The organism is Vibrio kagoshimensis (assembly GCF_050337535.1).
GTDB lineage: Bacteria > Pseudomonadota > Gammaproteobacteria > Enterobacterales > Vibrionaceae > Vibrio > Vibrio gallaecicus.
In genome coordinates this window covers 354164-365767 of record NZ_JAKJSZ010000003.1, presented here as the reverse complement: position 1 = coordinate 365767, position 11604 = coordinate 354164, and the positions used below count along the sequence as shown (strand labels likewise).

Below are 11604 nucleotides of genomic sequence, written 5' to 3'. Positions count from 1 at the left end.
GAATAAAGTATTAAATAGAAAGTAAGATAAAGTACTCCAAAATTAAATCGAAATGCTTAAAAAAGAAAAAGTTACTATGATCTTTTGATTCAGTCGTTTAGATATTAATGTATAAGTCGGTATTCCGGTTAAAATTGGAGCAAGTATAGCCATAATAATGTAGCCATACTTTTTCCAATTATATAAAAATTTCCTCAACTTAGGTCTAAAAACAACTTTTCTTGGTTGAGTTTTCAGCCTTATAAGCCCGTCAAGCTTCCAGCCGAAAATAGCTGAAAGTAATGCGGGTACTCCATTGAATAGCAACATTTCAACGTAAGACAATGATAATGCTCCGGCGATAGCTGGACCACTGTATGTTTTCCATGTGCTGAGTAACGCCATTGTCACTGCGCTCGTTAAATAACTGTCTAACTCAACATTCATAAATCTATTCCAACTTTCATTGCTATTAACATTACCAACTCACTGATCTTTCATATTTAAAATAGTTGAAATAATGCTTTAAATTAACGAGATAGAACCAACTATCACAGAGCTCACTGCATCTGAAATTTTCATACTATTAATATTTCTATTTAAAAATCACATTTGCCTAATATTGATCTTTTCTTTGATCTATTGCTTCCAGTGAATTCATTATATACACTACAAACCGGTCGGTCTAGTGCGTGTTAAATTTAAAAGACCTTTGCCAAAAATCACCCATAAGAAGCGATAACCCGAAATACATCCAACCGGAGTTCAGTTATGAATAATTTATCCCCACTATCTAAAGAAGAAGTTCAAGCAACTTACCAACGTAAAAGAAACTTCTTTGATGCGGGTAAAACGCGTGATTACAATTTTAGAATTGCACAATTGGAAGCTTTGAAGAATGGTATCAAAAAGTATGAAAATGAAATATTCGAGGCATTACACGCCGATATGCGCAAGCCTAGATTCGAAGCCACCATCAGTGAAATCAATATAATTTATGATGAAATTGAACATACCATTCGTCACCTTCAAGAATGGATGAAAACTGAGCACGCCGAGACTCCAGCATTTTTACAATCGAGCTATTCTGCCAAAAGCGAGATCCACTATGAACCTTTAGGGGTCGTTCTGGTGATTGGACCGTGGAACTATCCATTCCAGTTGCTCATTGCACCGCTAATAGGCGCCATTGCCGCTGGTAACTGTGCTTTACTCAAGCCTAGTAACGAAACCAAACATACCGCCCACATTACCGGAAATATTATTTCTGAGATCTTTGATGAGGAATACATCAGTGTGGTTTACGGTCCAGGTTCGAGTGTCGGTCCACTAATTATTGAGAACAATCGCTTCGATCATATCTTCTTCACAGGCAGCCCTGGTGTAGGAAAACTTATAGCAGGAATGGCAGCCAAGCATTTAACACCAGTGACATTGGAACTTGGTGGTAAAAGCCCCGCAATTGTAGACAAGCATGCAAACCTTGAGGTTACTGCGAAGCGTTTAACTTGGGCTAAATTCTTTAATGCAGGGCAAACCTGTGTCTGTCCTGATTATGTGCTTGTACACGAAGATGTAAAAGATGCTCTGATAGCGGAAATGAAAAAAAACATCACCGAATTCTTTGGCGAAAATCCACAAAAGTCACCGGACTTTGCTCGTATTGTGAATGATAAGCGGTTCAACGCACTGGAAAAGTTTTTAACCGGGAATATCGTTGTAGGTGGGGAAAAAGATTCGAATGATTGTTATATAGCCCCGACAATTATCGATGATGTCAGCATGAATGATGTCATTATGGAAGAAGAAATCTTTGGTCCAATCATGCCGGTTCTAACATGGTCTGAATACGATGAAGCACTGGCTATGATCCGCCAGAATCGATACCCTTTAGCATGTTATGTGTTCAGTGAATCCAATGAAACTATTGATTTTTTCAACCAAAATGTCGAATACGGCGGCAGTTGTATCAATCATGCTCTACTGCACTTAACCAACCCTGACTTACCCTTTGGAGGTGTCGGTTTTAGTGGTATGGGTCGCTACCATGGCCGAGATAGCTTCCTTACAATGAGTCACTCCAAAGCTATTATGAAGTTTTCTACTGATGCCGATCCTAGCGCTCTCTATGCCCCTTATCCGCAATAGCATAAGCCATAAGCCATAAGCCATAAGCCATGATATGGAAAAGCAATGGCATTAAAACGGTACTACAACGAGTGGGGTATCACTTATACCCCATCATTTCTTGCCACAACTTGATACGAAAGTGGCTCTCACCGCTGCGCATGTTTGACGACACGAAGGAAGCGTTCATCATGTACAAGGCTAACGAAGAGTAGACACTCGCTTCATAGGTTCCATTTTCTCAACTAAGAAATCAATAAACGCACGAATATGAGGTCTTGGATATTGAGCATTTTTATATATTGCGAATATTTCACCGCTTCCCTGTTCACTGTACGTTGATGTCCAGTCAGGAAGTAACTCACTCAACTCTCCAGAGTCCAAATAAGGCTTTATCATCCAATTAGACAGCAGAAGAACACCACTTCCTTTTAGCGCCGCATGCAAAAGAGGTGAGCCTCCTTTTGAAATCAAATTGCCAGTTACTAGCACCTTTTTGCTCGCGGTATTTTTTCTTAAATACCAGTAATTCCTCTGACGCTCATGACTGATCAACAAACAGTTATGATCTTGTAAATCTTCAGGTTTTTTTATAGAAGTATGCTTCTTAATATAAGAAGGAGCCGCAACTAATGACGTATAATTTGTCAGTAAATAGCGGGCTTTGAGTCGACTGTCCTGTAGCGTACCAATACGGATAGCAATATCTATATTTTCACTATTTAGATCAACCACGCTGTTATTCAACTCAAGCTCAACGTGTATCTTAGGGTATCGTTCTAGAAATTCTGGAATTAATGGGGCGAGGCACAAGTTACCAAAACTTTCAAAAACAGAAATGCGCAAACTCCCTTCAGGATCTCCTTGGTTTCCCCGCATTTCAGCCAACAACCTATCGCTATCTTGTAATATTTGGGTTGATTGCTGATAAAAGTATTGCCCTTCTTCAGTCAGCACAAGCTGCCGTGTACTACGTTTGAAAAGCGTAGCTTTAATCTTACTCTCAAGGGTATCTATATTTCTCGCCACAGAAGATGGCGCCATATTCAGAACCTTTCCTGCCTGAGAGAAATTTCCAGACTCCACAACTTGGTCAAAGACTTTAATCAACTCTAACACGCACTCACCTTTGCGTTTTACGCACAACTGATTCAGATTTTATACGTATTCCATGTGAATTTCGAATTATGCACAATAATCACATCGCATTGATAGCGATATTCTCAATCATAAAATGGTGCCAACATGTCAAAACGTATCGATCTCGCTCAAGTCCAACCTAACGCTTTAACTGCCATGCTATCTCTAGAAAGCTATCTCTCAGACGTTGAGTTATCTAATGAATTAAAAGAAATCATTAAAATACGATCATCAATAATCAACAAATGCGCTTATTGTATTCAAATGCATACGACTGAAGCATTGAAGATAGGTATCACTCAACAGAAATTATTTGCTCTATCTGCATGGCAAGAATCGCCACTGTTTAATCCAACAGAGCGAGCAATACTAACGTTAACTGATGAAATGACACTAATTTCTAACTCAGGTGTTTCAGATGCAACCTATCAACAGTGCTTAGAGCTACTGGGAGAAGAGTTACTTGCACAATCAATGATGCAAGTCATCACGATCAATGCTTGGAATCGATTTGCTCTTGCAACACAAATGACACATCAGTAAAGGGGGAAACCAATAAAAAGTTAGTGTGGCTGCCATTTGGGCAGTTACGCTGATCTCCATTGGAATAAGGCTTTATCTGGCTTACCCCATACTCCACGTAAGGCGTTTAAACATATCGATTACATGAGGAATTTTAATTAAAAAATGCCATGTGTCAGCTATCGACTTGTTAAATCTGTCGACTCAAGCCTACAAGAACTTTTCAATCAGGACTTCATCGATGTAATTATCGCCCACTTTTGCATGTTTCTTTGCTGTTCCAACAATCTCAAAGCCTTGCTTAACATAGGCAGCTAAAGCTCGCTCATTATCGCTACGAACGTAAGCAAACAATTTTTCATAACCCTTTCGCTTAGCAACCTCAAATGTGGATTGAAATAAAGCTTTAGAGACACCTTGCCCACGGCTACCACTTGAAACAAATGTCCCGATGATACCCACATGGTCAAAGGCTTTCGTATATGACGCAAATGGTTCTATATTCTGAAAACCAATGACTTTAGAGTTTTCAGTGTTTAAGGCGACACTAAACACACCTCGTTTGGGAAATTCAGCAATGAACTCTTTTTCTTCTTCAACCGTGAAAGTGGTATCTAATACCGTGTATAAACCTTCCACAATGATTGGGTTGAGAACTTCAGTGATACCTTGAGCATCTTCTATGCTTACTTGTCTTACGACTAAACTCATGCAACTGCACTCCTAATTATTTTTGAAAATGCTTTTTACAGGAGCTGAAAAAACTTGGCAACCACTAACGTACGAATCAAATCACATCAAAGGCGGATGAACTGAATGTAGGTGAGAGGTTAAGATCATCAATTAATCAGGAACAATGATTAGACCTAATTGTTCTAGCAGCTGTTCTTGTTGCCAAGCACAGATTTTTACTCCTGTTAGATCAACCTTGCGCGGATCCAGCCCATAAAGCTCAGAATGAGTTAAGTCACAGCCTTGTATTCTAGGTAGCTCCCAACAATCTTCAGAAAACACGCCTCGGCTTAAATCAGACTCTTTAAAAGACGCTCCTCTTAAATTTGCGCCAATCCATCTATTTTCAAACAAGTCACATTTCTCGATGCATTGTTTCTCGAAGTTTACGTAAGACAAATTACACCCCGTAATATAGGCCGAACAAAAGTACATTTTGTTAGACACATGATTGACGAAGCTGGCTTGAGCAAAATCCGCACCTTTTAGGTCACAATCACGTAACTCAACCCCAAAACAATTTGCACCTTTAAAAGACGACATCGAGATCCTACATTGCTTAAATGAAGCATCTCGAAGGTCAGAGTATGAAAAATCACACCCTTCTATCGCCCCAGGTTCGATAAAAACACAGTCAATGAACTGAGTATCACGTAGGTTCGCACGTTTGAAACTGCAGCAATAAAACTTACATTGGGTAAATATCTGACCACTTAAATCTTGATGTGAAAAGTCTGTTTGAGAATACGTATAGTCAGTGTTATTCATTTTTAGCCCTCTTATTTATTTGGTTTGAAGACTATCACTTACAGGTAAGTTCTCAACAAAAACAATCCTATTAAATTCAGCAACTTAAAACCACGTAAAATAGCCAAATAAAGGCACCAAATAGGCTTCTTAAGGCGCCCTTTTCTCAACTATCGAAGCGGATCGCTATAAATTATTTTCAGCCATTAAATGACCGTAAAGGAAACATTAACCATTAATTAGTAACAGAATTACAAACGCTATTTCCTAGAGAGCAAGATGGACCATATAAACAATCTCAATCGAAGCCACGTTACATATCGCTATTTGCCCACCCGCATCTCATTTAGATTGCTCTTCATTTCAAAAGTTGATGAGAACAGTTAAGCGTCATTTATCTTGAAATTTGTGGTGTATCGCAATTGAACTGAGTTTCTGTAGATAATTACGGCGAGATACGTTGGTATTACCTTCCTAAGCGATTGATATAAAAGGGAGTGAATATGAGTAACAAAGTGTCGGACTTTTCAGTGCAAATCCCCATCAACCCTGAGTTTGATAAAATGCAGGACCAAGTCAAAGAAAAGCTCTATGACTATAATCACGCTCGACCTTCACAGCACTCTCTACGCCGCCAATTACTTGAAGAAATCTTGGGGCGTTCAGGAGGAGCGAATGTGTTGTCGCCATTCTATTGTGATGTAGGAAAAAACATTCACTTTAAGCAAGGTGGGTTTGTTAACACTGGGGTGAAAATCCTTGACCTCGCCCCTGTGACTATTGGCGAGTACGTCCAAATTGGTCCCGATGTGATAATAAGTACAGCCGGGCACCCTATCGATCTCGCTGAGCGAGTAAGACCCGTCGCGACCGCAAACCCAGTGACCATTGGAGACAGCGTTTGGATAGGAGCTGGAGCGATTATTTTGGATGGCGTAACCATTGGAGACCGCAGCGTCATTGGGGCTGGGAGTGTTGTGAATAAAGACATTCCAGCTGATTCAGTCGCTGTAGGCAACCCTTGCAAAGTGGTAAAGTCGATTGAACAGAGCCCAATGCCAACGGAAGAAGAGCTACATAAAATGTGGAGTCCAATGTTTGAAATGAACTAATGCTTAAACAAGCCAATATTTAAAGTGAATCAATAGCTCGCCTTCCAATAGCCTTTATCAACAGAAATGCGAAGCCTAAAGCTTCGCATTTTTTATTCTGCCAGCAAACGGATTGCCTAGCTTGGCTTGTATCACTGCCCTTCAATCGCAACACGAGCCGTATTCTGAATCTCTTCGATTATGGCGTCGAGCCCTTGCGTTCTTCCTGGCGTTAAGTGTGATTTCAAATCGATGGATTCAAACCATGCTCGAATATCATAATTCAATACATCTACTGCCGTTTGATCGTGATACACCACTCTCAATAATGCCAGTAAACCTTTCACAATAGCGGCATCGCTCAACGCAGAAAACATGAAGGTTTGAGATGCTTGGTCATAGCTGAAATCCAGCCATACCCGGCTTTGGCAACCTGCTATCAAATACTCATCATTCACTTTCGAATTCGGATACTTAGGCAACTTTTCACCCAATTCAATGAGGTATAAATACCGCTCTTCCCAGTCACTACATCGCGCAAAGTTGCGCACAATTTTGTCAGGCGTCATCTGCTTATCTCAATAATTGGTTAATTCTGTTCAACCCCAGAGCAAGGGCATCAATATCAGATGACTGCGTGTACATGCCAACAGAAGCACGGCACACTGAATTCTGCCCGAGTCTTTTTATCAATGGCATTGCGCAATGATGACCTGTTCGTATCGCGATTCCATATCTATCTAAAAATGTACCAATATCAAAAGAATGCAGCCCTTTCATATTGAACGAGAGCACTCCAATACGGTTATTGTCGTTACCATATAGTTCGATTCCCTTAATGTTCTTCAAGCTATCAACCATATAATCCAACAATTGGGTCTCGTAGGCAGAAATACGATCGATGCCAGCTGCATTGATATAATTGATGGCAGATCCCAATCCTAAAATACCCGCGATATTTGGTGTTCCAGCTTCAAATCGCCATGGCGCCTGCCCGTAAGAGGTCCCCATAGGTAGTGTGACTTGATCTATCATGGCTCCGCCACCTTCCCATGGAACCATATTGTCCAAATGCCGAGACTTTGCGTAAAGCACACCTGTACCTGTTGGCCCATACAATTTATGCGCAGAAAAAACGTAAAAGTCACAACCTAGCTCAGCCATATTCACCTGCTGATGCATCACAGCTTGTGCGCCATCAACAAGTACTGGAATATTTTTTTTATGTGCAATAGAAACAATATCTTTTATCGGATTCACCGCTCCTAATACATTCGATACATGCGTTACGGCAACCAACCGTGTTCTAGAAGTAATCAGTTTCTTTAAATCAGCAACATCGAGCTCGCCGCTTTCATTCATTGACCAAACTTTAATAACCGCGCCGCAAAGTTCAGACAGTATCTGCCATGGGACTAAGTTAGCGTGATGCTCCATTTCAGTAACAATGATCTCATCACCACGTGACAACAAAGGTCTTAAGTAGCTGTTCGCGACGAGGTTAATTGCCTCAGTTGTCCCTTTCGTAAATATAATATTTTTCGAAGATTCGGCTCCAATAAACTCTGAAACTTGGTGTCGAACGAGTTCCATGTCTTCTGTTGCTTTACCACTAAGGTAATGCGTTCCACGGTGGACACTAGCGTAATCCTGCTGATAAAAACATGTCATTCGGTCTATGACGCAACTTGGCGTTTGAGCCGTTGCTGCGGTATCAAGATAACGCAGTGGCTTTTCATAAACCTTAGTCTTCAATGCTGGGAAATCATCAAACCAAGGGCTTTCAATGACCGATTGATCACTCATTATGTTCTCCTTGGGCGAATGAATTTTCTAACTTATCCAGTACAAAGTCTTTAACTCCTGTATGGCGAACCTTAAGTGCCACTTGAGAAGCAAAAGCAAAAATCAGCATTTTCTTTGCTTTAGATTTGCTGATTCCTCGGGCGCGCATGTAATCAATCTGCTTAGTATCTAACTGACCAGTCGTCGCACCGTGGCTACACTTCACGTCATCCGCATAAATCTCTAATTGGGGCTTACAATTCACTTGCGCATTATTGCTTAGCAGCAAATTGTGGCTATCCATTTGACCATCTGTTTTTAGCGCATCAGGCGTCACATATATCATTCCATCAAACACCCCATTCGATTTATCTCGGGCGATCGTTTTATGCAATTGCTCACTTTGGCAATGTGGCGCGAAGTGTTTCAAATACGTCCGACTATCAAACGTTTGTTGATCTTGAGGCATAGATAAACTGTTCATTTCGACAAAGCCATTCTCACCTTGCAAATCGCAACTTGTTTGGTGACGACATAATGAAGCAGATAACATAAAGCAATGAGAATAAGCACTTGCATTGCGCTGTAGCGTAATATCATTGTGACCAAAGTGATGCTGTTGGGTTGATTCTTCAATCAACTTAGTGTGACGCATATGCCCACCTTCACCGACATAGCTCGTCATTCGAGAGAAGGTCACACCACCACCTTGATCTAAAGAGACGTGATGCTCGATGACTTCACATTCAGATAAATAGCCCAACTCCAAATGATGACGATAACTGCATGAATCTCCCGTATTCCCGCTGCTGATATGAAATAGGTAAATAGGTTTTTCTACAACACAACGTGATTCAATCTCGATTAATACTCCCGCTGTTGCGATAGCATCCGTTAGATAAGTAAATGCATCTGGGTGAACTGACTTCGACAGTTCGTAAGATTCGACGCCTGTAAGATTTTGCAACGGCGTGACCGTCACCTTTGGAATCCAATCGGAACAACGAACTAATAACCTTCCGTCCAAAAATACAATTCGATAGCAGTCGATGTTTAAGCAAAGCCCTTCAAAATCAATATTCTCTATTGATTGATGAGCCGCTTTTTGGATTTCTAGGGCATTAAATGAAGACAGGGAAGTATATTTCCAATTTTCATCTTTGTTCTTAGGGAAACCCAGATTTAGGGCTTTTTTCCACTGATTTCGCTGCCAAGATTCAGGCTGAACCATCTCCGAAAAGTTATCTATGGCACCAGTCTCTTGGTTATTCTTCACCGGTGATCCAACCATAGCCTTTGTCCTCCAATTCTTTCGCTAAAGTATGGTCACCCGATTTCACGATCTTCCCGTTATAAAGCACATGAACATAATCAGGTTGGATGTAATCTAAAATGCGTTGATAGTGCGTCACTACAATGAATGAACGCTGGTCATTCCTTAGCGCGTTAACCCCAGCAGACACCGCTTTAAGTGCATCAATATCTAAGCCTGAATCTGTTTCATCTAAAATGCACAAGTCAGGTGATAAGACCGCCATTTGAAGTATGTCGTTACGTTTCTTCTCACCACCTGAGAAACCTTCATTAACAGAGCGATGTAATAAGTCAGCTGGCATTTTCAGCAATTGCGCTTTCTCTTCCAGCAAATCTTCAAAGTCGAACCGATCGATATCTTCTTGACCACGATATTCTCGAATGCCATTTAAAGCGGTTTTCAAAAACAATTTATTGCTTACCCCAGGGATCTCCACTGGGTATTGAAAGGCAAGAAAAACCCCTTCTCCTGCACGTTCTTCGGGGTCTAAGTCGATTAAGTTTTTGTCTTTAAAAACAATCGAGCCTTGCTCAACCTGATATTCATCTTTGCCTGCTAATGTCGATGACAACGTACTCTTGCCTGAGCCGTTTGGTCCCATAATAGCGTGTACTTCTCCAGGTTTAACCTCGAGGTTAATCCCCTGAAGGATCAGCTTTTCTTCAACGCTGACATGTAGATCTTTGATTTGTAGCATTTGTTTACCCCACGCTATGTTCAAGGCTAATTGAGAGCAACTTCTGAGCTTCAACTGCAAATTCAAGCGGTAATTCTGAAAAAACGTCTTTACAAAAACCATTAACAATCATTGAGATAGCATCATCTTCACTGATTCCTCTTTGAACACAATAAAACAGCTGATCTTCCCCAATTCTCGAGGTGGTCGCTTCATGTTCAACTTGGGCTGTTGGGTTTTTGACTTCTACATAAGGGAAGGTATGAGCACCACATTGGGTACCAATAAGCATGGAATCACACTGGGTGAAATTACGAGCTCCCTCGGCTGTTGGTAATACTTTTACTAACCCTCGATAACTGTTCTCACTTTTCCCTGCGGAAATACCTTTAGAGATAATGGTCGAACGCGTGTTTTTACCAATATGGATCATTTTGGTGCCGGTATCGGCTTGTTGAATACCATTGGTTAACGCAACCGAGAAAAACTCTCCGACCGAATGATCGCCTTTTAAGATAACGCTAGGGTATTTCCATGTAATCGCAGAGCCTGTTTCCGACTGCGTCCAAGACATTTTGCTGTACTCACCTTCACATACAGCACGCTTAGTTACGAAATTCAGGATCCCACCTTCGCTCTCTTCATCACCAGAGAACCAATTTTGCACCGTTGAATATTTCACTTCCGCACGCTTGTGGATTATCACTTCAACGACAGCAGCATGAAGTTGGTAGGTATCGCGCATTGGCGCAGAACAGCCTTCGATATAACTGACATATGAGTCTTCATCTGCAACCAGAATAGTCCTCTCAAACTGACCCGTTTTCGCTTGGTTAATTCGAAAATAGGTCGATAATTCTCTGGGACATCTAACACCCTTAGGTATGTAGACAAAGGTGCCATCAGAAGCCACAGCGGCATTTAAAGCGGCAAAGAAGTTATCTTCTGCAGGGACAACTGACCCTAAATATTGTCGGACGAGTTCAGGATAGGCATGAATAGCTTCGCTGAATGAACAAAATATAATGCCCTGCTTTTTTAACTCGTCTTGATACGTCGTTGTCACAGAAACAGAATCAAAAATAGCATCAACAGCGACTTCAGATCCTTCTCTAACGGGCACTCCTAATTGTTCAAATGCTTCCTCGACTTCAGAGGTTAAGTACTCATTTGAACCATCCTTAGCAGTTTCGCTATCACATTTAGAACAAGATGGTGCAGAGTAGTAGCTGTAACTTTGATAATCGAGGTCAGGATATTTCGCTTTTAACCAATGGGGCTCTTCCATTTTTTGCCACTTACGAAAAGCATCTAAACGAAAGTCCAGCATCCAACTTGGTTCTTCTCGTTTCGCGGAAATCGCACGGATCACTTGTTCATTAAGCCCTGTCGACAAAGTATCAGAAGATAATTCCGTGTAAAAACCTTCCTTATAACCGCTGGTTTGCAGTATTTCTTCGACTTCTGGCTGCATTTCAACCGCACACATT

The 11604-nt window shown here is 41.0% G+C and carries 11 protein-coding genes and 1 pseudogene; 3 read left to right on the top strand and 9 right to left on the bottom strand.

The features are described 5' to 3' along the window. Nucleotides 1–42: 42 nt before the first annotated feature. Nucleotides 43–426: a hypothetical protein gene (locus L4C37_RS03595; protein ID WP_429767882.1), complete on the bottom strand. Its 384-nt coding sequence runs from the start codon at nucleotides 424–426 to the stop codon at nucleotides 43–45. 324 nt (nucleotides 427–750) lie between these two features. Here L4C37_RS03595 and L4C37_RS03590 point away from each other — a divergent pair, with 324 nt between their 5' ends. Further along, nucleotides 751–2127: an aldehyde dehydrogenase family protein gene (locus tag L4C37_RS03590; RefSeq protein ID WP_429767881.1), complete on the top strand. Its 1377-nt coding sequence runs from the start codon at nucleotides 751–753 to the stop codon at nucleotides 2125–2127. Nucleotides 2128–2307: 180 nt separating this feature from the next. On the opposite strand, the gene L4C37_RS03585 is transcribed toward L4C37_RS03590, so the two are convergent. Further along, a complete protein-coding gene (locus L4C37_RS03585) occupies nucleotides 2308–3225 on the bottom strand; it encodes a LysR family transcriptional regulator (protein ID WP_429767880.1) in 918 nt (305 codons plus the stop codon). A 126-nt stretch (nucleotides 3226–3351) separates the two neighbouring features. Between L4C37_RS03585 and L4C37_RS03580 the strand changes: the two genes are divergently transcribed. Continuing rightward, nucleotides 3352–3789, top strand: coding sequence for a carboxymuconolactone decarboxylase family protein (locus L4C37_RS03580; RefSeq protein WP_429767879.1), 438 nt, complete (start codon nucleotides 3352–3354; stop codon nucleotides 3787–3789). Nucleotides 3790–3978: 189 nt separating this feature from the next. On the opposite strand, the pseudogene L4C37_RS03575 reads toward L4C37_RS03580, so the two are convergent. Further along, nucleotides 3979–4461: pseudogene (locus L4C37_RS03575) on the bottom strand (GNAT family N-acetyltransferase); the annotation flags it as partial. Nucleotides 4462–4611: 150 nt separating this feature from the next. Then, nucleotides 4612–5268, bottom strand: coding sequence for a Qnr family pentapeptide repeat protein (locus L4C37_RS03570; RefSeq protein ID WP_137371996.1), 657 nt, complete (start codon nucleotides 5266–5268; stop codon nucleotides 4612–4614). A 482-nt stretch (nucleotides 5269–5750) separates the two neighbouring features. Between L4C37_RS03570 and L4C37_RS03565 the strand changes: the two genes are divergently transcribed. Then, a complete protein-coding gene (locus L4C37_RS03565) occupies nucleotides 5751–6359 on the top strand; it encodes a sugar O-acetyltransferase (RefSeq protein ID WP_137371995.1) in 609 nt (202 codons plus the stop codon). Between the two features lie 131 nt (nucleotides 6360–6490). Here L4C37_RS03565 and L4C37_RS03560 read toward each other — a convergent pair whose 3' ends face one another. The 5 genes from L4C37_RS03560 to sufB are packed head-to-tail and all read right to left on the bottom strand — an operon-like array spanning nucleotide 6491 to nucleotide 11603. Further along, entirely contained in the window at nucleotides 6491–6907 is a 417-nt protein-coding gene (locus L4C37_RS03560) for a SufE family protein (protein ID WP_273293679.1), read from the bottom strand. A gap of 4 nt (nucleotides 6908–6911) precedes the next feature. Beyond that, a complete protein-coding gene (locus L4C37_RS03555) occupies nucleotides 6912–8144 on the bottom strand; it encodes an aminotransferase class V-fold PLP-dependent enzyme (protein ID WP_137371993.1) in 1233 nt (410 codons plus the stop codon). Further along, nucleotides 8137–9414, bottom strand: coding sequence for a Fe-S cluster assembly protein SufD (gene sufD, locus L4C37_RS03550; protein WP_429767878.1), 1278 nt, complete (start codon nucleotides 9412–9414; stop codon nucleotides 8137–8139). The genes L4C37_RS03555 and sufD overlap by 8 nt, the downstream gene beginning before the upstream one ends. After that, on the bottom strand, nucleotides 9389–10135 hold the full coding sequence (gene sufC, locus L4C37_RS03545; protein ID WP_171735752.1) for a Fe-S cluster assembly ATPase SufC: 747 nt from the start codon (nucleotides 10133–10135) through the stop codon (nucleotides 9389–9391). The genes sufD and sufC overlap by 26 nt, the downstream gene beginning before the upstream one ends. Before the next feature lie 4 nt (nucleotides 10136–10139). Next, a complete protein-coding gene (gene sufB, locus L4C37_RS03540; RefSeq protein WP_429767877.1) occupies nucleotides 10140–11603 on the bottom strand; it encodes a Fe-S cluster assembly protein SufB in 1464 nt (487 codons plus the stop codon). Between the last annotated feature and the right edge of the window lies 1 nt (nucleotide 11604).

Coding starts and splice junctions, on each gene's coding strand:
- L4C37_RS03595 (WP_429767882.1), bottom strand. CDS start 426: ATGAATGTTGAGTTAGACAGTTATTTAACGAGCGCAGTGACAATGGCG.
- L4C37_RS03590 (WP_429767881.1), top strand. CDS start 751: ATGAATAATTTATCCCCACTATCTAAAGAAGAAGTTCAAGCAACTTAC.
- L4C37_RS03580 (WP_429767879.1), top strand. CDS start 3,352: ATGTCAAAACGTATCGATCTCGCTCAAGTCCAACCTAACGCTTTAACT.
- L4C37_RS03570 (WP_137371996.1), bottom strand. CDS start 5,268: ATGAATAACACTGACTATACGTATTCTCAAACAGACTTTTCACATCAA.
- L4C37_RS03565 (WP_137371995.1), top strand. CDS start 5,751: ATGAGTAACAAAGTGTCGGACTTTTCAGTGCAAATCCCCATCAACCCT.
- L4C37_RS03560 (WP_273293679.1), bottom strand. CDS start 6,907: ATGACGCCTGACAAAATTGTGCGCAACTTTGCGCGATGTAGTGACTGG.
- L4C37_RS03555 (WP_137371993.1), bottom strand. CDS start 8,144: ATGAGTGATCAATCGGTCATTGAAAGCCCTTGGTTTGATGATTTCCCA.
- sufD (WP_429767878.1), bottom strand. CDS start 9,414: ATGGTTGGATCACCGGTGAAGAATAACCAAGAGACTGGTGCCATAGAT.
- sufC (WP_171735752.1), bottom strand. CDS start 10,135: ATGCTACAAATCAAAGATCTACATGTCAGCGTTGAAGAAAAGCTGATC.
- sufB (WP_429767877.1), bottom strand. CDS start 11,603: ATGTGTGCGGTTGAAATGCAGCCAGAAGTCGAAGAAATACTGCAAACC.